This window comes from Cedecea neteri (assembly GCF_000758325.1).
GTDB lineage: Bacteria > Pseudomonadota > Gammaproteobacteria > Enterobacterales > Enterobacteriaceae > Cedecea > Cedecea neteri_B.
In genome coordinates, this window is record NZ_CP009459.1 from 2960157 (window position 1) to 2982365 (window position 22209).

The 22209-nt window shown below is 55.9% G+C and carries 22 protein-coding genes; 8 read left to right on the plus strand and 14 right to left on the minus strand.

All coding sequences use genetic code 11. From position 1 onward, the window contains the following. Complete coding sequence (locus tag LH86_RS14005) at positions 1-897, plus strand: transporter substrate-binding domain-containing protein (RefSeq protein ID WP_039302406.1); 897 nt, start codon at positions 1-3, stop codon at positions 895-897. Between the two features lie 41 nt (positions 898-938). Here the strand turns inward: LH86_RS14005 and LH86_RS14010 are convergent, their stop codons facing one another. Further along, positions 939-1403 carry a glycine zipper 2TM domain-containing protein gene (locus LH86_RS14010; protein WP_008456437.1) on the minus strand — a complete coding sequence of 155 codons (465 nt, stop codon included), beginning with the start codon at positions 1401-1403 and terminating at the stop codon, positions 939-941. Positions 1404-1695: 292 nt separating this feature from the next. Between LH86_RS14010 and anmK the strand changes: the two genes are divergently transcribed. From anmK to pdxY, 5 genes are all read left to right on the plus strand, one after another. Next, entirely contained in the window at positions 1696-2820 is a 1125-nt protein-coding gene (gene anmK, locus LH86_RS14015; protein WP_039302407.1) for an anhydro-N-acetylmuramic acid kinase, read from the plus strand. A gap of 91 nt (positions 2821-2911) precedes the next feature. Continuing rightward, entirely contained in the window at positions 2912-3235 is a 324-nt protein-coding gene (gene mliC / locus LH86_RS14020) for a C-type lysozyme inhibitor (RefSeq protein WP_039302410.1), read from the plus strand. A gap of 57 nt (positions 3236-3292) precedes the next feature. Beyond that, a complete protein-coding gene (gene pdxH, locus LH86_RS14025; protein WP_039302412.1) occupies positions 3293-3949 on the plus strand; it encodes a pyridoxamine 5'-phosphate oxidase in 657 nt (218 codons plus the stop codon). Between the two features lie 138 nt (positions 3950-4087). Continuing rightward, a complete protein-coding gene (gene tyrS, locus LH86_RS14030; protein ID WP_039302415.1) occupies positions 4088-5362 on the plus strand; it encodes a tyrosine--tRNA ligase in 1275 nt (424 codons plus the stop codon). A gap of 78 nt (positions 5363-5440) precedes the next feature. Further along, positions 5441-6301, plus strand: a complete 861-nt coding sequence (gene pdxY / locus LH86_RS14035; protein ID WP_039302424.1) for a pyridoxal kinase PdxY — start codon at positions 5441-5443, stop codon at positions 6299-6301. Between the two features lie 46 nt (positions 6302-6347). Here the strand turns inward: pdxY and gstA are convergent, their stop codons facing one another. The 11 genes from gstA to ydgT all read right to left on the minus strand — a co-directional run bounded on the left by gstA (position 6348) and on the right by ydgT (position 16316). Next, positions 6348-6950, minus strand: coding sequence for a glutathione transferase GstA (gene gstA / locus LH86_RS14040; protein ID WP_039302425.1), 603 nt, complete (start codon positions 6948-6950; stop codon positions 6348-6350). 109 nt (positions 6951-7059) lie between these two features. Further along, positions 7060-8565 carry a dipeptide/tripeptide permease DtpA gene (dtpA, locus tag LH86_RS14045; protein ID WP_039302426.1) on the minus strand — a complete coding sequence of 502 codons (1506 nt, stop codon included), beginning with the start codon at positions 8563-8565 and terminating at the stop codon, positions 7060-7062. A gap of 606 nt (positions 8566-9171) precedes the next feature. Next, on the minus strand, positions 9172-9807 hold the full coding sequence (gene nth, locus LH86_RS14050) for an endonuclease III (RefSeq protein ID WP_008456428.1): 636 nt from the start codon (positions 9805-9807) through the stop codon (positions 9172-9174). Beyond that, positions 9807-10496 carry an electron transport complex subunit E gene (locus tag LH86_RS14055; RefSeq protein ID WP_008456427.1) on the minus strand — a complete coding sequence of 230 codons (690 nt, stop codon included), beginning with the start codon at positions 10494-10496 and terminating at the stop codon, positions 9807-9809. Before LH86_RS14055 ends, nth begins: the two co-directional genes overlap by 1 nt. After that, complete coding sequence (gene rsxG, locus LH86_RS14060; protein WP_039302429.1) at positions 10493-11119, minus strand: electron transport complex subunit RsxG; 627 nt, start codon at positions 11117-11119, stop codon at positions 10493-10495. The genes LH86_RS14055 and rsxG overlap by 4 nt, the downstream gene beginning before the upstream one ends. Before the next feature lie 9 nt (positions 11120-11128). After that, positions 11129-12181, minus strand: a complete 1053-nt coding sequence (gene rsxD / locus LH86_RS14065; RefSeq protein ID WP_039302432.1) for an electron transport complex subunit RsxD — start codon at positions 12179-12181, stop codon at positions 11129-11131. Beyond that, on the minus strand, positions 12182-14353 hold the full coding sequence (gene rsxC, locus LH86_RS14070) for an electron transport complex subunit RsxC (protein WP_039302435.1): 2172 nt from the start codon (positions 14351-14353) through the stop codon (positions 12182-12184). It abuts the gene before it with no gap. Next, entirely contained in the window at positions 14346-14924 is a 579-nt protein-coding gene (gene rsxB / locus LH86_RS14075; protein WP_008456423.1) for an electron transport complex subunit RsxB, read from the minus strand. Before rsxB ends, rsxC begins: the two co-directional genes overlap by 8 nt. Then, on the minus strand, positions 14924-15505 hold the full coding sequence (rsxA, locus tag LH86_RS14080; RefSeq protein WP_008456422.1) for an electron transport complex subunit RsxA: 582 nt from the start codon (positions 15503-15505) through the stop codon (positions 14924-14926). Before rsxA ends, rsxB begins: the two co-directional genes overlap by 1 nt. Before the next feature lie 77 nt (positions 15506-15582). Then, complete coding sequence (locus LH86_RS14085; protein ID WP_039302439.1) at positions 15583-16023, minus strand: DUF2569 family protein; 441 nt, start codon at positions 16021-16023, stop codon at positions 15583-15585. 77 nt (positions 16024-16100) lie between these two features. Further along, positions 16101-16316 (minus strand): transcription modulator YdgT, encoded by a 216-nt coding sequence (ydgT, locus tag LH86_RS14090; RefSeq protein WP_039306197.1) that lies wholly within the window; start codon positions 16314-16316, stop codon positions 16101-16103. A 356-nt stretch (positions 16317-16672) separates the two neighbouring features. On the opposite strand from ydgT, the gene LH86_RS14095 reads away from it, so the two are divergent. Then, positions 16673-17713, plus strand: coding sequence for an oxidoreductase (locus LH86_RS14095; RefSeq protein ID WP_039302441.1), 1041 nt, complete (start codon positions 16673-16675; stop codon positions 17711-17713). A gap of 35 nt (positions 17714-17748) precedes the next feature. On the opposite strand, the gene LH86_RS14100 is transcribed toward LH86_RS14095, so the two are convergent. Beyond that, entirely contained in the window at positions 17749-19464 is a 1716-nt protein-coding gene (locus LH86_RS14100; protein WP_039302444.1) for a ShlB/FhaC/HecB family hemolysin secretion/activation protein, read from the minus strand. Between the two features lie 89 nt (positions 19465-19553). Continuing rightward, complete coding sequence (locus LH86_RS14105; RefSeq protein ID WP_039302447.1) at positions 19554-20765, minus strand: collagen-like triple helix repeat-containing protein; 1212 nt, start codon at positions 20763-20765, stop codon at positions 19554-19556. Positions 20766-21210: 445 nt separating this feature from the next. On the opposite strand from LH86_RS14105, the gene LH86_RS14110 reads away from it, so the two are divergent. Continuing rightward, positions 21211-22209 (plus strand): bile acid:sodium symporter family protein, encoded by a 999-nt coding sequence (locus tag LH86_RS14110; protein WP_039302450.1) that lies wholly within the window; start codon positions 21211-21213, stop codon positions 22207-22209.

Here is a 22209-nt window from a genome sequence, read left to right on the forward strand (position 1 = left end):
ATGAAATATGGATTTATTGCGCTGTTGGTCTCTTTTTCCGCTTTGTCCGCGCAGACGAATATTGACCTTGTCGCCAATGAAAAGCCTTTGAGCGTGACTCGGGATGAAAAGGCGATTGCCAAAATCCCCGCAGGTTTTCGGTTCGTCGAACCTGGCACGCTGACGGTGGCGATCTCTGCGCTTAATTCTCCACCGCTGGCGCTGCTCGCCAGCGACAACCGTACGCGCATAGGCAGCGACCCGGACATTGCCCGTCTGCTGGCTGGTAGCCTGGGCCTGAAATTGAAGCTGGTCCCGACTGCGTGGGAAGACTGGCCGCTGGGCATCACCTCCGGGCGCTATGACGTGGCGCTGGTAAACATTGCCGTGACGGAGCAGCGGAAAGAGAAATTTGATTTTGCCACCTACCGCGTGGACTCGCTCTCTTTTGCGGTGAAGGCCAGCAGCCCGATTCAGTCTGTCATTAAGGCAGAAGATCTCGCCGGGCGAAAAGTTATCGTCGGGTCAGGGACCAATCAGGAGCGTATTTTGCTTGGCTGGAATGCAGAAAACGAAAGTGCCGGGCGCGAGCCTGCCTTGCCTGTGTATGTGACCGACGATGCCTCGGCCAACCTTTATATACAGTCTGGCCGGGCCGACGTGTTCTTTGGGCCACAGTCAATTACGGCTTATAAAGCCGCGTTAACTGGCACCACGCGGGTAGTCGGGCTGGGGCCGAAAAAGGCCTATGTGGCGACGACAACGAAAAAGGGCAACGGACTGGTGTACGCCCTACAGGCGGCGCTGGATGGCGCTATTCAGCGGGGAGAGTACCAGCAGGTGCTTGCGCGGTGGGGAGAGCAGGGAGAAGAAGTTGCGCAGTCGGAAGTGAATCCGCCCGGGATTACTTACCAATAGAAAAGGCCCGCTATGCGGGCCTTAAATCATTTAGCGCTGTCTTAGCGAGGTGCAACGGTGATGTTGTTGCCGCTGCCGGAGATGGCTACACGCTGGCCAACGGAGTAACGGGTGTCACCCTGTTTCTGCACGGCAATGATGGTCTGGCCGTCATCTTTACGGATTTCCAGCTCAACACCTTTGCTGTTGCCCATTGCGCCACCGACGGCATCACCCGCCAGGCCACCGGCTACAGCGCCGCCTGCGGTTGCCAGAGTACGCCCGGTGCCGCCGCCGACGGTGTTACCCAGCAGACCACCCAGTACCGCACCGCCAATAGCCCCGATGGTGCTGTTGCTGTCGCTACCTTTGATGGTGACCGCGCGAACGTGGGTAATGGTCCCGTAGGTCACGGTTCTTACCTGTTTTGCTTCAGACGCGTTGTAAACATCGCCAGACAGCCCTTCGTTGGCGCAGCCAGCAAGGGTGAAAGCAACCAGTGAAACTGCCAAAATACGTGAAATCATTTGTACCTCTCCTGTGAACCCATCAACGCTCAGTGAGCATCCGTTATGGCTAAATTATATGGCAATTCCTGGCCATAGTTCATGTTTGTTCTACAACAATCCTGTAAAAATAGTAAATCAAATGTCTTTAACAACAATTAAACCGCTGCGCTGTAAGAGTTTTGCTTAAATGCCCGACCGCCTGCTGCTGCAGCTGACACAGATTATTAATTAAAAATATTAATAAATCATAATATTGCGTGCTAGTTTAACCAAATTAATTTATAGCCCCAGCGAGAATAAGGAGTGACGGATGAAGTCAGGTCGTTATATAGGCGTGATGTCAGGCACCAGTCTGGATGGTATCGATGTGGTGCTGGCTGCTATCGACGAACATCTGGTCGTTCAGCAGGCGAGCTACAGCCACCCGATGCCGCTGGCCATCAAAAACGCGGTTCTTGCCGTTTGCCAGGGGCAGCAACTCACGCTGTCCCAGCTAGGCCAATTGGACAACCGGCTCGGAAAATTGTTCGCCGAAGCGGTGCAAATCCTTATTAAGCGCGAAGGGCTGCGGCCTGAAGACGTCACTGCTATTGGCTGCCACGGGCAAACCGTCTGGCATGAGCCACAGGGTGAGGCCGCCCACACTCTGCAAATTGGCGACAACAACCATATTGCCGCGCTGACCGGAATTACCGTCGTCGGTGATTTTCGCCGCCGTGATATGGCGCTTGGTGGGCAGGGCGCGCCTCTGGTGCCGGCGTTTCACCAGGCGCTGCTCGCGCATCCGGTTGAACGCCGAATGGTGCTGAATATCGGCGGTATCGCCAACCTCTCATTGCTGATTCCAGACCAGCCGGTCAGAGGATACGACACCGGGCCTGGCAATATGCTGATGGATGCGTGGATCTGGCGGCAGCGTGGAAAAGGTTATGACAAAGACGCCGAATGGGCGAGCCGCGGCAAAGTCGTTATTCCTTTATTGCAGCAAATGCTGAGTGACCCTTACTTTGCTGCACCCGCGCCCAAAAGTACGGGTCGCGAATACTTCAACTACGGCTGGCTTGAACGCCAGCTTGCAATGTTCCCGGCGCTCGCCGGAGAAGATGTGCAGGCCACGCTTACTGAGCTGACCGCGACAACCATCGCTGAGCAGGTACTCCTGAGCGGCGGCTGTGAACGCCTTATGGTTTGCGGCGGGGGCAGCCGTAACCCGCTACTGATGGCACGCCTCACTGCGCTATTACCGGGCACGGAAGTGACGACGACAGACGAGGCCGGGATCAGCGGGGACGATATGGAAGCGCTGGCGTTTGCCTGGCTGGCTTATCGCACAATGTCCGGCCTGCCGGGCAACCTGCCTTCGGTAACAGGTGCCTCTGAGCCGACCATCCTTGGCGCCATTTATCCGGCAAATCCTCGGCATAATCAGAGTTAACTGAAATTATCTTCATCCCGCAGCCGCTAAACTAAAAGCGAAAAGGAGGGCGCTGGCCCTCCAGGGATAAGAAGATATTCAGGATACTCAGATGAAAAAACTGCTCGTTGCCACCCTGCCAATGCTGCTCGCCGGCTGTAGTTACTACAACGCTTTTCTTGAAAGAATGCATACCGATACGCTGGCGTATCAGTGCGATGAAAAGCCGCTCACCGTGAAGCTGAATAACGACAAGCAGCAGGTTAGTTTCGTCTACGACAACCAGATGCTGAACCTGACGCAGGGACTTTCCGCCTCCGGCGCGCGCTACACCGACGGTGTTTACGTCTTCTGGTCGAAGGGCGACAGCGCAACCGTCTATCGCAAAGACACGATCGTGCTGAATAATTGCCTGCTACAGACGGCCAAACGTTGAGATTTCTCAGGGTGGAGAGCACAATAGCTCCACCCGAGGATAGCCTGATGTAACGCCATGTCTGATAACGACTCTTTGCAACAGATTGCGCATTTGCGCCGCGAATACACCAAAGGTGGCCTGCGCCGCCACGATCTCACCGACACGCCGCTGCCGCTGTTTGAACGCTGGCTGGCTCAGGCCTGTGAAGCCAAACTTGCCGATCCGACCGCCATGGTTGTGGCCACGGTGGACGAAAACGGCCAACCCTATCAACGCATTGTCCTGCTGAAGCATTTTGATGAAAAAGGGCTGGTGTTTTACACCAACCTGGGCTCCCGCAAGGCGCACCACATCGAACACAACCCCCGCGTCAGCCTGCATTTTCCGTGGCATATGCTTGAGCGCCAGGTGATGGTGCAGGGCACCGCCGAGCGGTTATCCACCATCGAAGTGTTGAAATACTTCCACAGCCGCCCGAAGGACAGCCAGATAGGTGCCTGGGTATCGAAGCAATCGAGCCGCATATCCGCGCGCGGCGTGCTGGAAAGCAAATTCCTTGAGCTGAAACAGAAATTCCAGCAGGGCGAAGTGCCGCTGCCGAGTTTTTGGGGCGGCTACCGCGTCAGCATCGATCAAATGGAGTTCTGGCAGGGGGGGGAACATCGCTTGCACGACCGCTTCCTTTACCAGCGTGACGGAACTGCCTGGAAAATAGACCGCCTCGCACCGTAAGTCAGGATTTTCATCTTAAGCGCTGGTACTGAAGGTGTCAGCGCTTTATTCTATGTCCCCTCAAAATGAATTCTTTCGCCAGTGGGCGAAAAGCCGTGTACCGGCAAAGGTGCAGTCGTATTAGAGATGGAGAATTTGATGTCGAACATCAATTTGATCAAACAATTGCAAGAGCGGGGCCTGGTGGCCCAGGTGACGGATGAGGATGCGTTAGCAGAGCGACTGGCGCAAGGGCCAATTGCACTCTATTGCGGCTTCGATCCGACCGCCGACAGCTTGCATTTGGGCCATCTGGTTCCACTGCTGTGCCTGAAACGCTTTCAGGAAGCAGGCCATAAGCCGGTTGCCCTCGTGGGCGGCGCCACCGGTCTTATCGGCGACCCAAGCTTCAAAGCCGTTGAGCGTAAGCTGAACACCGAGGATACCGTGCAGGAGTGGGTGGAAAAAATCCGCCGCCAGGTTGCGCCGTTCCTCGACTTTAACTGCGGTGATAATTCCGCTGTCGCCGCAAACAACTACGACTGGTTCGGCAGCATGAACGTGCTGACCTTCCTGCGTGATATCGGCAAGCACTTCTCTGTTAACCAGATGATTAACAAAGAAGCGGTAAAACAGCGTCTGAACCGCGACGATGTAGGGATCTCTTTCACCGAGTTCTCTTACAACCTGCTGCAGGGTTACGACTTCGCCTGCCTGAACAAACTGCACGGCGTGGTGCTGCAGATTGGCGGTTCTGACCAGTGGGGTAACATCACCTCCGGTATCGATCTGACTCGCCGTCTGCACCAGCAGCAGGCTTTCGGTCTGACTGTACCGCTGATCACTAAATCCGACGGCACCAAATTCGGTAAAACCGAAGGCGGCGCGGTCTGGCTTGATCCGAAGAAAACCAGCCCGTACAAATTCTACCAGTTCTGGATCAACACTGCGGATGCCGATGTGTATCGCTTCCTGAAGTTCTTCACCTTTATGGACATTGCAGAGATCAATGCCCTGGAAGAAGAAGACAAAAACAGCGGGGCTGCACCTCGCGCCCAGTACGTGCTGGCCGAGCAGGTCACCCGTCTGGTGCACGGTGAAGAAGGTCTGACCGCGGCCAAGCGCATTACCGCCAGCCTGTTTAACGGCAACCTGAGCGAACTGAGCGAAGCCGACTTTGAGCAACTGGCTCAGGACGGCGTGCCGATGGTTGAAATGGAGCGCGGTGCCGATCTGCAACAGGCGCTGGTGGATTCCGAGCTGCAGCCATCCCGTGGCCAGGCGCGTAAAACCATCTCGCAGAACGCAATCACCATTAACGGTGAAAAACAGTCTGACCCGGAATACACCTTCACCGAAGGCGACATTCTGTTTAACCGTTACACTCTGCTGCGTCGTGGTAAAAAGAACTACTGCCTCGTCTGCTGGAAATAAGTTATCGGAATAGAAAAGCACGGCTTATGCCGTGCTTTTTTTTAGCAAGCACAACACCTGGCGATACCCGAGTAGAAAATGAAAAATATTCTTGCCATCCAGTCCCACGTGGTATTTGGTCACGCCGGCAATAGCGCCGCCGAATTCCCGATGCGCCGCCTGGGCGCCAACGTCTGGCCGTTGAACACGGTACAGTTCTCCAACCACACGCAGTACGGGCAATGGACCGGCACGGTGATGCCCGCCAGCCATCTGAGCGAGATTGTGCAGGGAATTGCGAACATCGGCCAACTGGAGCGCTGTGATGCGGTGCTGAGCGGATATCTGGGTTCGGCGGAGCAGGGCGAACATATTCTCTCCATTGTGCGTCAGGTAAAAGCGGCTAACCCGAAGGCGAAATACTTCTGTGACCCGGTGATGGGCCACCCGGAGAAAGGCTGCATCGTGGCGCCTGGCGTGGCGGAATACCACACACGCTACGCCATGCCTGCCAGCGATATCATCGCGCCGAACCTGATTGAGCTGGAAATCCTCAGCGGCCACAGCGTAAATAGCGTGGATGAAGCCGTGGCGACTGCACGGGAGCTGATTGCTCAAGGGCCGGAAATTGTGCTGGTGAAACACCTGGCACGTGCAGGCTATCAGCAGGACCGTTTTGAAATGCTGCTGGTGACGGCGGAAGAAGCCTGGCACATCCATCGCCCGCTGGTGGACTTTGGCGAACGCCAGCCGGTTGGCGTGGGTGACGTGACCAGCGGCCTGCTGCTGGTTAAGCTGCTGCAGGGTGCAACGCTGCGTGAAGCACTGGAGCATGTGACGGCGGCGGTGTACGACATTATGGTTGTCACCAAACGCATGGAAGAGTACGAACTGCAGCTGGTCGCGGCTCAGGACGGGATTGCCAAACCCGAACACTATTTCACCGCGGTGAAGCTCTGAAACAGAAACGCCCTCATTTGAGGGCGTTTTGCTATCCAGGGCTAACTTAAATCCCTTCGGCGGTCAGCGCCGCAGACACCGCCGGACGCGCCTTCATGCGCTCAACGTAGGCTTCGATATTTGACAGCCCCGCCAGGTCCAGCTTCAGGCCATAGGCCCAGCGCAGCACGGTAAACAGGTAGGCATCCACCACGGTGAAGCGGGCGCCCATCAGCCACTGTTTGTCCTGCAGCGATTCGTTCACATAGTGGAATTTTTTCTCCATCTGCTTGCGAACCACGGCCTTGAACTCTTCGGGCGTCGCCGGGTTGAACAGCGGGGAAAAACCTTTATGCAGCTCGGTTGCCACATAATTCAGCCACTCCAGCGTGTGGTAGCGAGTCATGCTGCCCGCCGGGGCCAGCAGATGGCGGTCAGGCACTTTATCCGCCAGGTATTGCACGATAGCCACGCCCTCGGTCAGCAGAGAGCCGTCATCCAGCACCAGCGCGGGCACCTGTCCTTTAGGGTTAATGGCGAGAAAATCGTCACCGTTTTCGGTGCGTTTGTTCGCGAGGTCAACTTTCACCAGCGAAAAGTCCAGGCCAGATTCACGCAGGATAATGTGTGGGGAGAGGGAACAGGCACCGGGCTTGAAATACAGTTTCATGACGAACTCCTTTAGGGCGCTAAGATAACTTATGTTAGTGCGGACACCGGGAAAAAAAAAGCCGCCAGCTGTGAGGCCGGCGGCTAAATAATCATTTTTCCTGGAGAAATTACGCGGTAGCGGTTTCGTTAACCTTTTCGGCTTTGTCTTCGCTCAGCGTCATGCGGTTCAGCTTCGGCGCGGTCAGCAGCATCAGCACGGCAATCACGCCGGTGACGATACCGATCTGCATGAAGACACGACCGTACACTTCCAGAGACTGCAGTGGGTCAGTCACGTTTTCAGGCACCGCCATCAGGCCTGCAACTTTACCGGCGATAATTGCGGCACCCGCAGTCGTCAGGAACCAGCTGCCCATGATGAAGCCCATCAGGCGCTGTGGTACCAGCTGTGCCACCATTGCGAGGCCCAGGCCGGAGATCATCAGCTCCCCAATACTCTGCAGCGCATAGCTCAGAATCAGCCAGTTCACGGAAACGATACCCGCTTCATTAGCGAACTTCGTGCCGACCGGCAGAACCAGGAAGGCGAAGGAGCACAGCACCATACCGATAGCGAACTTGTGCGGCATCGGCAGGCGGTCGCCCATTTTGTTGTAGATAGCGGCGAGAATCGGGCTACCAATCATGATCCAGAATGGGTTCAGCGCCTGGAACTGTTCGGCTTCGAAAGTGATGCCCAGAATTTCGTGGCCCACGTTACGAATAGCGAAGAAGTTCAGGGAGGTTGGCATCTGGCTGTAAAGCACGAAGAAGACGATAGCTTCAACCATTAGAATGAAGGCCACGATCATCTTGCGGCGAGCGGCGCCTTTCATCGCGAAAGCTTCTTTCGCGAAGATAATAACGATACCCAGGGCCACAACGCCCAGCACGGCGCGAGCAATGCCCTGGTTGTGCAGCAGCCAGGTTGCCACGGCAATCAGCACCACAACGCCTGCGATGGTTGCCATCAGCTTGCCGAAATGTACCGGTGCGAAGTCAGGTTTGGAGCCATAATTCTTCACCCACTTCTTACAGAAGATGAAGTTCACCAGGGTAATCAGCATGCCCACGAAGCTCAGGGAGAACGCGGTGCTCCAGCCGTACTGTGCAGCCAGCCACGGGGTAGCAAGCATAGAGAAGAAGGAACCGATGTTGATGGACATGTAGTACATGGTGAATGCACCGTCCAGACGCGGATCGTCTTTCTCATAGCAGGTTGACAGCAGCGCGGAAGGGTTAGCCTTGAACAGGCCGTTACCTACGGCGATGGTCGCCATCCCGATATACACCACGCTCACGTCGTGGCCGGAATAGGCAACAAGGGCGTAACCAATAGCCAGTACGACGGTACCGAGCATGATAACGCGTTTGGTGCCGAGGACTTTATCGCCCAGCCAGCCGCCAATCGCGACCAGGCCATAAACAAGGGCGCTAAAGGAGGAGAACAGCGTGATGGAGTCCGCTTCGGACATGCCCAGCATTTTGACCAGGTAAACGGCCATGATGCCTTGCAGGCCGTAATAGCCGAAACGCTCCCAGAGTTCGATAGAGAAAATCAGGTAGAACGATTTAGGTTGCTTAAAGGCGTTTAGACTAACGCTTTCTGCTGGTTCTTTGTTTGCAGTCGACACATATACCTCTTTTTTTACATCCCGCTTTAATTAAGGGGCTTGCTTATGCCTTACCGCATGGGTAAGCATTTTTCTTGTTATTAGGAAGGAAAAACGGGGGGTAATGTTCACTATCCAGGGGTTGCAGGCAAGGGGTTTGTAATGATCTGTTACATATATCCATGACAAGATAATACGCCATCAGGTGAATTGTTATTCAGCGTTAAATTTTACCAATTCATTTATTAACGATTTTTTGTCTTTTTTCAAAGCGATTTTTTAACATTATAGTTATATATTCTGCTTTTAAAGCTGAAATGCAGTGTTAATGACCGCTATATTCAATATGTCTGGCCTATTGTATGGCCGTAGATCCATTATTGCTAACGATAGCAATGCGTTAGTGGTGATTTCGTTACCATTTTGCAACCTCAAGTTATCAAAGTGATGCAGATCACAAATTTATAGAAATTTCTTATCGCAAAAAAACGATTAACCTGGTTAGCCGATTAATCAACGAACAATATAAAATCGTACCGCGTTATCCATGGGATAAAAGTGTGCAACTCGGGTGTTTAATAGGCAGGGAAGTGCAGAGGATGCCCGGTGCAGGACCGGGCGAGGCTATCAGGCGTCGACCTTCTCTTTAAATTCGCAGAGATCTTCGATAATGCATGAGCCACAGCGCGGCTTGCGGGCGATGCAGGTGTAGCGGCCGTGGAGGATCAACCAGTGATGGCAATCGACCTTAAATTCTGCCGGAACCACCTTCAGCAGTTTTTCCTCTACCTGCTCGACGTTTTTCCCGGCAGCAAACTGGGTGCGGTTACACACCCGGAAGATGTGCGTATCTACGGCAATCGTCGGCCAGCCAAAGGCTGTGTTCAGCACAACGTTAGCGGTTTTACGGCCTACGCCCGGCAGTGCTTCAAGCGCCGCCCGATCCTCAGGGACTTCGCCGCCGTGCAGGTCAAGCAGCATGCGGCAGGTTTTGATCACATTCTCCGCTTTGCTGTTAAACAGGCCGATGGTTTTGATGTACTCCTTTACGCCGTCTACGCCAAGCGCCAGCATCGTCGCAGGGGTATTGGCAACAGGGTAAAGCTTTGCCGTCGCCTTGTTGACGCTGACGTCGGTGGCCTGAGCGGAAAGCAGAACCGCAATCAGCAGCTCAAAAGGGCTGCTGAAATTGAGTTCGGTTGTAGGGTGAGGATTGTTGTCTCTCAGGCGGGTGAGGATCTCAACGCGCTTGCTGTTATTCATTAAGCCTTCTCTGCATTGCCTGCTACGGCGGCGGCGCTTTCGCGGGCGCGACGAGCCTTCATTTTTTCATCAATGAGGTATTTTATCGCTAACAGCATACCCAGGCCAATAAAGGCGCCCGGCGGCAGCATGGCAAGCAGGAAAGGCGTGTCGGTATGGAAAACTTCAATGCGCAGCACTTTCGCCCAGTTACCAAGCAGGCCGTCCGCGCCGTCAAACAGGGTGCCGTTACCAATAATCTCGCGAATGGAGCCTAAAACAAACATCGCGCTGGTCGCGCCCAGCCCGGTGGCAAAGCCATCCAGCGCGGCATAGGGCACGCTGGCTTTTGCAGCGTAGGCTTCGGCCCGCCCGACGACGATACAGTTGGTAACGATAAGCGGGATAAAGATCCCCAGCGACTGGTAGAGCCCAAATGCATAAGCGTTGATCAGCATCTGCACGATGCTGACCACTGAGGCGATGATCAGCACGTACACCGGAATACGAATCTCAGCGGGCACCCAGCGGCGCAGGGCGGAAATTGTCCCGTTGGTCAGCGTCAGTACCAGCGTGGTCGCCAGCCCAAGCCCAAGGGCGTTGGTGGCGGTGGAGGTGACGGCCAGAAGCGGGCAAAGGCCCAGCAGCTGAACCAGCGCCGAGTTATTTTTCCACAGCCCGTTTACCAGGACGCGTTTTGTTTCGCTCATTGTTGTTCTCCACAGGCCGGCAATTCGTTGAGCTGAGCAGGCAGGGTTTCTGCAAACAGGCCAGCGCGCTTAACGGCATTGACAACCGCGCGCGGGGTAATGGTTGCCCCGGTAAATTGCGTGAACTGCCCGCCGTCTTTTTGGACCGCCCAGCTCGGGTCATTGCTGCCCTGAATGCGTTTATTAGCAAAGTGGGTGATCCAGTCGCTGAGACGCAGTTCTATTTTATCCCCAAGCCCCGGCGTTTCGTGGTGTTCGGTCACGCGGGTGCCGAGGATGGTGCCGTTAAAATCGGCGGCAACCAGAATCTGTATAGCACCAGAATAGCCGTCCGGCGCGGTAGCTTCCATAACAACGGCAACGGGCTTATCGCCTTTACGCGCGACATAAATATGGCGGGCGCCTTTGCCGAGCGGGGAGTCCTTCACCACCAGGCAACTGTCCTGAATAGGGTTATCGTAGACGTCATCGGCAATCACCTGATCAAACAACATTTTTTGCTGCAGCGCCGATTGCTGGGCAATTGTTGGTTTGGTGAGTTCGTTGACCAGCGCCGTCAGTCCGGTAAACAGGGCGGCAAACAGCGCCAGGGCTACGCCATGCTTTTGCATTGTTTTAAACATAGCGTCTCCTTAACGGTGGCCGTACGCGCGAGGGCGGGTGTAGTAGTCGATCAGCGGCACGGTAATGTTACCCAGCAGCACGGCGAATGCTACGCCGTCCGGGTAGCCGCCGTAAGTGCGAATCAGCCAGACCAGCAGGCCAACCAGCGCCCCGAAAATCAGTCGGCCACGGTTGGTCGTCGAGGCGGTGACCGGATCCGTCAGGATAAAGAACGCGCCGAGCATGGTTGCACCTGAGAACAGATGCACCATCGGCGACAGGCATTTTTCCGGGGAAATAACCCAGCCGAGCGTGGAGCAGACGACCAAAGTCACCAGGAAGCCCGCCGGGATATGCCAGCGAATGGTGCCGCGCCACAGCAGGAACAGACCACCCGCCAGATACGCCAGGTTAACCCACTGCCAGCCGAGGCCCGCCAGCGCGCCGCCATAGATTGGCGCACTCAGAAGTTGCTCTGCGGAATGGCCCGCGTGCAGGCCGGTTTTGAAGGTGTCCAGCGGCGTGGCCTGGCTGATGCCGTCCACGCCCATGCGCAGCGTATCCATGGTGCCGCCCGTAGCGGTTGCGCCGTGGAAAATCACCTGCAGGCTGTCAACAAAACCCGGTACGTTGGCGGCGATGGACTGCGGCGGCAGCCAGGAGGTCATCTGCACCGGGAAAGCAATCAGCAGCACAACGTAGCCAATCATCGCCGGATTAAACGGGTTATTGCCGAGGCCGCCATAAAGCTGTTTGGCAATGATGATCGCAAACACCATCCCGACAACTACCATCCACCACGGCGCGAGAGGCGGAATACTGATCCCCAGCAGCAGGCCGGTCAGCAGCGCCGAGTTATCGGCAAGGTGGTTTTGTACGGATTTTTTGCGAAGACGCAGCACCAGCGCTTCGGCGACCATAGCGCTGACGATCCCCAGCACAACCTGAATCAGCGTTCCCCAGCCAAACCAGTACCACTGCATCGCGATGCCGGGCAGGGCTGCGAGACAAACCAGCATCATTATCCGCGCGGTGCTGCGCTGATTATGGGTAAACGGGGAGCTTGCGATTTTAAAAACCATTTATTCCTCTGGAGACATCTGAGCGGCTTTACGCGCCTGAACGCGGGCAATTGCCGCAGCCACTGCAGCTTTGCGTGGATCTTGTTCTTCTTGCGGGGCTGATTGTTCGCTTTCCGCTCTCTGCGCCGCTTTGCGAGCTTTAGCGCGGGCAATGGCGGCTTCAACGGCGGCCTTGCGCGGGTCAACGGCTTCTTGCTCAACGGCAGCTGGCTCAGCGCTTTCTGCGTTTTGCGCAGCTTTGCGAGCCTTAGCGCGGGCAATGGCGGCTTCAACGGCGGCCTTGCGCGGGTCAACGGCTTCTTGCTCAACGGCTGCTGGCTCAGTGCTTTCTGCATTTTGCGCCGCTTTGCGGGCCTTAGCACGGGCGATGGCGGCTTCAACGGCGGCCTTGCGCGGGTCAACGGCTTCTTGTTCAGCGGCTACTGGCTCAGTGCTTTCTGCATTTGACGCCGCTTTGCGAGCCTTAGCACGGGCAATCGCGGCTTCAACGGCAGCCTTACGCGGATCGGTTTCGATGCTGGTCGCCGATTCCGCCTGTAGCGCTTTCTCTGCCTGGCGTGCGCGCGCTTCAGCTTTACGGGCTTCGCGGGCGGCAATCATTTCGCTATTGTCCGGCTTACTGCCTGCTTTCACCACGATAGGCTCATCGCTGGCCTGCGCTTTTTTGCTTTTTACACGGGCAAGTGCGGCCTGAATGGCATCGTTATCTTTGGCCGTTGGCTGAACCGCCGCGTTTTTATGGCGTTCCAGGCGAGCGGCTTTCTCACGCTCCAGCCTTTCCTGACGTGCCTCAAAGCGAGCCTTAGCCTCAACGGTACGTTTGGCTTCCAGCTCAATTTCACGGATTTCAGCCTTTTCCTGCCGGAAGTACTGCACCAGCGGAATATTGCTCGGGCAAACGTAGGCACAGGCCCCGCACTCGATACAGTCCGACAGGTTGTAGGCGCTGGCTTTGTCGTGCTGCTGGCCTTTGCTGAACCAGTACAGCTGCTGCGGCAGCAGATCGGCCGGGCAGGAGTCCGCGCAGGCGCTGCAGCGAATACAGCCTTGTTCTTCTTCCTGTTCGCCCATTTCAGCCGGAGACGGGGCCAACAGGCAGTTGGTAATTTTTACTACTGGCACATCCAGCCACGGCAGGGTGAAGCCCATCAGCGGCCCGCCCATGATCACTTTCTGATCCTGCCCTGGGCGGAAACCCGCGAAGCTGAGCAGGTGGCTGACCGGCGTGCCCAGGCGCGCCCAGACGTTACCTGGCTGAGTGACTGATTCACCGGTTAAAGTGACGACGCGCTCGGTGAGTGGTTCGCCGTCGATGACCGCACGTTTAATGGCATACGCGGTGCCGACGTTCTGCATCAGAATGCCAATGTCGGACGAACGGCCCCCGTGGGGCACCTGCTTGCCGGTTAAAATCTGCGTCAGCTGCTTGGCGCCGCCGGACGGGTATTTCGTCGGGATGACCCGCAGCTGCATATCGTGGCTATTGGCCAGCACCGCCCGCATCATCGAAATAGCCTGCGGCTTGTTGTCCTCAATGCCAATAAGAATGCGCTGTGGCTTCAGAATATGGGCCAGAATGCGCACGCCTTCTATTATTTGCGCGGCGCAATCCTGCATCAGGCGATCGTCGGCGGTAATGTAGGGCTCGCATTCGGCGGCGTTCACGATCAGCGTGTCAATTTTATCACCGCCGCCCTGCAGTTTGCTGCCGGTCGGGAACCCCGCGCCGCCCAGCCCGGCCACGCCGAACTGGTGAATGCGTTCAATTAGGGCTTCACGGCTCTGGCAGCGGTAGTCGCTCCAGCCGTCTCGTTCAATCCAGCGGTCTTCACCGTCGGCATCAAGAATGACGCTAAGTTCGGCGAGGGCAGAAGGGTGCGCTGTTGAGTGTGGCTCAATAGCTTTAATGGTGCCGGAGGTTGGAGCATGTACCGGCAGCATACGGCCGCGCCCACGGGTCAGCGGCTGGCCACGCAGGACATAATCACCGGGTTTGACGCACAGTTCGCCTTCCGCGCCGATGTGCTGCTTCAGCGGAATCACGAGCTGGGAGGGCAGAGGAACCTGGCGCAGCGGTGTGCCGTTAGACTGGGTTTTCATCTCTGGCGGATGAATGCCGCCGTCAAAGTCCCAAATTCTGTCTTTTTTAAAGCGATTGAAGATATTAAGCATGGTTATCCGCCGGGATCATACGCACCGGGATGGTCTGCAAATCCCATTTCCAGCTTTCGGTCGTCGGGCTGACGGGGATCAGGTCGATGCAGCGGGTAGGGCAAGGGTCGACGCAAAGGTTACAGCCTGTGCACTGGTCGCTGATCACGGTATGCATGGCGCGGGTTGCGCCTACAATCGCGTCAACGGGGCAGGCCTGAATGCATTTTGTGCAGCCGATGCAGTTTGCTTCGTCAATCACGGCGAGCATGCGCACCGGCTCTGCGGCGGTGGCGTCGCCGTCAATCGGCTGGGGTTCTACGTTCAGGGCGCTGGCAATTTTAAGCATTACGGCTTCGCCGCCCGGCGCACAAAGATTGATTTTTGCGCCCTGGTTGCCAACGGCCTCTGCATAAGGGCGGCAGCCTGGGTAACCGCACTGGCCGCACTGGCTCTGGGGCAGCAGTTCGTCAATGCGGTCAACAATCGGGTCTTCTTCTACTTCAAAGCGGCGAGAGGCGTACCCAAGGATCAGGCCAAACAGCAGCCCCATCAGCGTGACCGAAATAATGGCCATCCACAACGTTGTCATCAGAACTTCACCAGCCCGCTAAAGCCCATAAAGGCAAGGGCCATCAGGCCTGCGGTCACCAGCGCGATAGCGTTGCCGCGAAACGGAGCAGGAATGTCGGCTACCACCATGCGCTCGCGAATGGCCGCGAACAGCACCATCACCAGCGAGAAACCCAGCGCGGCGGAAAAACCATACACCGCAGACTGCAGGAAGTTATGGCCCAGGTTGATGTTGAGCAATGCCACGCCGAGTACGGCGCAGTTGGTGGTGATTAGCGGCAGGAAGATCCCCAGCAGGCGATAAAGCGCGGGGCTGGTTTTACGCACTACCATTTCGGTGAACTGCACGACAACCGCGATAACCAGGATGAACGCCAGGGTGCGAAGATAAATCAGGTCCAGCGGCACCAGGATAAGTTCGTCAATGATCCACGCAAAAATAGAGGCGAGCGTCATCACGAAGGTGGTCGCCAGCCCCATGCCGATGGCGCTTTCCAGTTTTTTGGAAACCCCCATAAACGGACACAGACCAAGGAACTTCACCAACACGAAGTTATTGACCAGTACGGTACCCACAAAGAGCAGCAAATAATCTGACATGATTCGACCTGAAACAAAAAAAGCCGCCTATTATCGACGAATCGGCGGGCGGCGACAACGGGCTATCTATAGGGTTATTACGGGTTAATGAAGGTCTGCTTCACTCGCTTCGAACGCTTCAAATAAGGCACCAGTAACGCGGCCGCAAGCAGAGAAGGCAGCAGCAGCTGAACCGCGACCTTGTCGCTGACCGGCGAAAATGCGAAGGATTTAATCGCCAGCAGCACGGTGAGCAGCAACCACAAAATATAATGGCGAACCACATTCTGGCGGCGCTTAAAGAACGCGATAGTCAGCCAGAGGGTATAAGCCCACATCGCCATCGCGCAGCCCACGGACAGGCTAAACAGCAGCGTCGTTTTAGCGTCTGCACTGCCCAGCGCCTCGCGGGCTGCCGGGGACAAAATCATCATCAGGAAACTTAACAGCGCCACCGAGCTGCTGAGCAGCGACATCAGTAGCCAGGCCAAAGGGGCAAGAAGCCAGCCAGCAATGCGCGGGGGTTGGGGCGTCGTCATGTGTCCTCCCGATTTTAAATAAGGTGAATAAAGCGGGGGATTATAAGGGATTTTGCCGCTAATGCTACCGGCAGCGGCTATACAACGTAACGCCAGACCGTTTTCGGCACGCATCCGAGGTCAAAAAGGCGCCCGCCGGAGGCCAGTTCGGCCCTGCGGTGATCGGCCGCACGGTACATATTCATGATTTCCTGACTGTCGGTCAGGGTGTAATTCAGGTGATCAAAGAGCTTTTCCAGATTTTCCTGCGAGCTTATTTTGCGGAATTTCATCAGGTAGTCCAGGGCACTCAGAGTTGTTGCATTTTCCATGGCGGGTATCAATTAATCACGGTCGGCGGAATGAGAGGCGATGATAATCGCAAACGCGGTCGCGGCTTAGCGCTATTATTACTCGACGGAACAATTAGGAGTTTTCTTTGCAATGGCCAGGAATATCACGCTCTGGAATACATAAAATCTCCTTAATTTTAATTTACCCTGGCCGTTCTGGCTCAATGATGACGGTTATTTAAAGCCATAATAACTGTCAGGATGATTAGCAATAATGGCGGTATTATGCCTGGGCTATGCGCAATCCAGAAACTTGCGGTTGTCGCCCGCCGGGGGATAAGGTGAAATGCCGGAGTTCATTAAAGAGAGGAAAACACATGAGTGATACCATCCGCGTCGGGCTTATCGGTTACGGGTATGCCAGCAAGACTTTTCATGCGCCGCTGATTTCCGGTACGCCAGGAATGATCCTCGCCGCAGTGTCCAGTAGCGATGCTGAAAAAGTACACGCTGACTGGCCGGGGATGACGGTTGTGTCCGATCCTCAGCACTTGTTTAAAGATCCCGCCATCGATCTGATTGTTATTCCTACCCCGAATGATACCCACTTCCCGCTGGCCAAAGCGGCGCTTGAAGCCGGGAAACACGTTGTCGTTGATAAGCCTTTTACCGTCACGCTATCTCAGGCGCGGGAGCTGGATGCGCTGGCTAAAAAGCTCGGCCTGCTGCTCTCCGTGTTCCACAACCGCCGTTGGGATAGCGATTTCCTGACGGTGAAAAATTTGCTGGCGGAAGGGACGCTAGGCGAAGTGGCATATTTTGAGTCTCATTTTGACCGCTACCGCCCGCAGGTACGTAACCGCTGGCGTGAACAGGCGGGCGTCGGCAGCGGTATTTGGTACGATCTTGGGCCGCATCTGCTTGATCAGGCCATCACTCTGTTTGGGCTACCAGTCAGCCTGACCGTGGACCTCGCGCAGCTTCGCTCCGGGGCGCAGGCGACCGATTACTTCCATGCTGTGCTGGCTTACCCACAGCGTCGTGTCGTGCTGCACGGCACGCTGCTGGCGGCGGCGGAAACGGCGCGTTACATCGTGCACGGCACGCGTGGGAGCTACATTAAATACGGTCTTGATCCGCAGGAAGATCGCCTCAAAGCGGGCGAACGGCTGCCGCAGGAAGACTGGGGTTACGACATGCGCGACGGCGTGCTGACCCTGGCTCAAGGCGAGTTAATGGACGAGCAGACGCTGCTGACCGTGCCGGGTAACTATCCGGCTTATTATGCGGGAGTGCGTGATGCTCTGGCCGGTAAAGGTGAGAACCCTGTCCCGGCAGCCCAGGCGATTCAGGTCATGGAACTGATTGAGCTGGGCATTGAGTCCGCTAAAAAGCGCGCGACGCTGAACCTTGCCTGAGCATAGCCCTCACCGCGTACGGTGAGGGCTTACCGTTAATGCAGATTGTTGAAGTTGTAGGTAAAGGTCAGGCTGAAGCGGACGTCCCGGCGACTGCTGTCGCTGGGTAAATCCGCCAGAGGTCTGGCCGCTTCGACTGACAGAGAGTAGTGGCGGCTGTCGCCCACCGTGACCCCGGTTGCGATAGAGGCCAGGCGCTGGTGACGGAAGCCCGGCTGATTGAACCAGGTCTGGGCAGTGTCGGCCACGACGTAGGGCTGCACCGTGTTAATCCACACGCCTTGATCGAGACTATGGATATAGCGCATTTCAACCTGCCCACCATAGCCGTAATCCCCGCTGGCCTCGCCGTCGGGATATCCCCGGCCATAACGTTGTGCCCCAAAGCTAACGCGTTCGGCTTCAGGCAGATTATTGTTCGACCAGTCCCCCTCCAGCGACGTACTCAATCGCCATTTAGGCGCAACCAGCCAGGCGGCATCGACGTTGCCCTTCCAGCGCGTGAAGTTGAGATTAGTGTTTGAGCCCGGCGTGACGCTGGCCCCAAAGGCATCAATACCCTGGCGCAGAGTCAGGCGCGCGCTCCAGTTGGCTTTTTCGTACTCGCGGTAGCCCCAGGCCGAGAACTCGGCCGCCGGGTAGCGAGCGCGCTGGCTGACGCCGGGCAAATCAATGGTATTGCCGAAGCCGCTGGCGCGCAGCGCATAATCGTCGCGCTTATCGACATAATCCAGCCCGCCGCTGACCGAAAACTGCTTCTTGCGCTCAAGCAGCAGCGGATAGCTAAAGGCTATCCCCCCGGTGTACTGGGTGGTTTTTTCCTTTGCATCGATAGAGATGTTCTGCGGCAAATAAAGCAGCGGCGTGTAGTCGCTGGGATTTTCACGATAGAAGCTGCCTTTCAGCTGCATCAACAGGCCGTTATCGGTGAGGTATTGCTGATAGTTGGCCCCAAAGTAGGTCTTTTTCGTGCTGCTATCCAGCGGCACCAGCGTCGCAAGCCCCAGCTGATCCCCGTGGCTGGTGAGGTTGCTGAGCGTGCCATTAATCAGCGCCAGGTTTGAGCCTTTGCGCGTGTCTATCGTGGAGGAAATATCCCAGATATGCGGCTGTGTGGCTTCGACTTTCATATCCGCCGCGCCGTAAATGTTGTTGGGAAGCGCGGCATTGGCTTCCACTTTTGTCGCCGGCGTGCGCTGCATCAGCAGGCTGTAGCGGTCAAACGTCGCCTGACTGAGCGGCTTTTCATTCATCATTAGCGCCGACAAACGACTTAACCGTTCGCCCGTATTAGCGTTATCGCTTTTGATGTTGCTGTGGGCGATATAGCCTTCAACCAGCACAATGCGCACCGTGCCGTCGTGGAAATTGTCGCTCGGCAGGTAAGCGTAGGACAGCGGCAGGCCATCCTGCTGATAGCGTTGGGTAATACCGTTGGTTAACGTTATCAACTGGGCCAGCGGGACTGTTTTGCCGACCAGCGGCATAAACGGCTGGGCCAGCGAGTCGAGTTTATAGCGCGTGCCGCCAATAAACTGCAGATGCTTCACCGTAATCGGCGTCTGCGGGGTGAGCTGCGGCATCGGCAGCGGCGTTTTTACCTCCGGCTGCTTTTGCGGAACAGCTGGTATAGCAAGAGAACGAGCGGCTTTTGCGGGGTTATTGGGGTCGATAAGCGTGGGGGACATATCGGCATAGCTGATACTCAGCGTAGCGCCATAAAGCAACACGATACCCAGACGAGTGTCCATGATGATCTCCCTTAACTGCGCAGCGAAGAAGATGCTGTGAAAAAAGTGCTCCCGCCGTTACCACGGGAGCACATGTGCCATAGCGAGCACTATTTGGTTTTCAAAAGACCGCTGACCGCGCCGGTAAGACCGACTTGCTGGCCTGAACTTGTGTTGCTACCCGTTGCACTGGCGCTAACGTTGGTGGTTAACGAAGACGTCAGGCCGTTAACGGTGGTGCCAAGGTTGGAAACTACACCATTACCCCCAACGCCCAGCGAGCCAGAAGCCCCCGCTGAAACGGTGCCTGAGCTGCCGCTGGTCTGGACTGGTTTCACCAGCGCACCGCTGTCAGTCACCACTTGTCCGGTATTCTGGACGACCTGTCCCACGCCGCCCAGGGATGGATTGCTGCCGCTAATATTGGTCCCCAGACCACTGACGGCTCCCCCTGTGGTGGTCAGCAGGTTACTGACCGGCGTACCCAGCCCGGTAGCCCCGCCCACGGCCTGTGTTGCTTTCTGCGTATCTGAAAGGGTAGTGTTAACCAGCCCCGTAGCGCCAGTTGTCAGGTTGGACACCCCAGGGCTTTGCACCGTTTGGGTGAGAGCATTCCCTGTACCGGTCACAACCTGGCCCGCAGTATTGACCAGTCCGCCTGCAGCGCCGGTTACCCCGCCGACTGGCGTATTGGCCGTTGAGCTTGCCAGAGTAGTCCCGACCGCTGAGACCGTTGTGCCCAGGCCGGATACGGCATTAGTGGCGCCAGTCACGGTGGTCCCCACGCCATTCGGGTTATTGGCATTGCCAAGGCCGTTTACTACGCCGTTGCCGACGGTTGAAATTGCGCTGCCGGTGCCATCCACAGCCACGGCAACAGTGGAGGTCACTGGATTATTTACCGGTAACTGAGAAGCTACTCCGCTGACGGTACTGCCAACGCCGCTTACGACGCCGCCGGCATCGCCGATAATATTATTACCTGCACTATTAGCGACGGTTGTTCCGCCACCTGTGCCTCCACCAGTACCTCCACCTCCGCCAGTACCGCCACCGGTTCCACCTCCGCCCGAACCGCCACCTGTTCCAGTGCCTGTTCCAGTACCAGTACCTGTTCCAGTACCGCCACCTGAGCCGGTTCCGCCACTCCCCGAGCCGCTACCGCCGTTGCTTGCGGTGTCTGTGCCCGTGGTGCCGGCAGACCCGGCTGTTTTCGCCGTATTGTGCGAACTCCCGCCGCCGCCGCTACAGGCCGACAGGGAGAAGGCAAGAAGTACCGCCATCGCAATAGCGCTGAGGCGGCCAAAGTTATTTGAGCGCATAGCAATACTCCACTATTAGCACGCCGGACGGCGTATTAATAAGTGTATGGCGTATTTTAATCACTGCCACATCACGACTCATATAATATGAATTTAAATTTCTAAATGGGATTTTTGTCGTATTTCCGCATTTGTGGATTGAATGTTTTTGATATTAATATCATAGTTATCATTAAGTTATATTTTTACCAAGGGGTAAAAATATTTTTATGGCAATTAACTTGATTTACCCTGAAATGTCTTCTTTAAATTGCTATAAAATTAAGCTGTGCTGTATTCATATTTTAGTTTTAGTTACGCTTAATTGATGACGTTTCGCTTTAAGATAAAACGACATGAACACACTGTGCATTTTTTGGAAGTTTGCAGAATTGTTAACTCGCCAGCGCGACCGATTTGTTGCAAAGTAACAGCCAAAATGATCTCTGGCAGGTAGAGGAACAGGATGGGTTGGCTACAAAAACTAAAAATTGATAATTTTTTACTGATCATGATTGGCGTGGTGATCGTTGCGTCGCTGTTCCCGTGCGAGGGGATTGTGAAAACCGGGTTTGAATACCTGACGACGTTTGCCATCGCGCTGCTCTTCTTTATGCATGGCGCAAAACTGTCCCGCGATGCCATTGTGGCGGGCATGGGGCACTGGAAGCTTCATTTAGTGGTGTTTCTCAGTACCTTTGCGCTGTTCCCGCTGCTGGGACTGGCGATGGGCTTTCTCTCTCCGGCTATTCTTAGTCAGCCGCTGTATATGGGCTTCCTCTATCTTTGTGCGCTGCCCGCAACGGTGCAGTCGGCCATCGCCTTTACTTCTGTTGCCGGGGGGAACGTGGCGGCGGCGGTGTGTAGCGCTTCAGCATCCAGCATCCTGGGGATCTTCCTTTCGCCAGTTCTGGTCGGGGCGCTGATGCAGACTCAGGAAGGGACAACCGACACGCTGCATGCCATTGGCAAAATCATTATGCAGCTGATGGTGCCGTTTGTTATCGGGCACCTTTCCCGGCCGCTGATTGGCAAATGGGTCGATCGTCATAAAAAGCTGATTGGCCTGACCGACCGGTCGTCCATTTTACTTGTCGTCTATGTGGCGTTTAGCGAGGCGGTAGTCGAAGGGATTTGGCATCAGGTCAACGGTTTCTCGCTGCTGATGGTGCTGGTTTGCTCGCTGGTGCTGCTGACTATTGTGCTGGTGGTGAATACGCTGGCGGCGCGTCTGTTGGGCTTTAATACGGCTGATGAGATAACAATCGTATTCTGCGGGTCGAAGAAAAGCCTGGCTAACGGCGTGCCGATGGCAAACGTGCTGTTCCCGGCGAGTGCCGTGGGGATGATGGTGCTGCCGCTGATGATTTTCCACCAAATCCAGCTGATGGTTTGCGCCGTGCTGGCTCAGCGCTATGCCCGCAAAACGGCCGAACAAAAACGGCAGCTGGAATCCGCGTCCTGA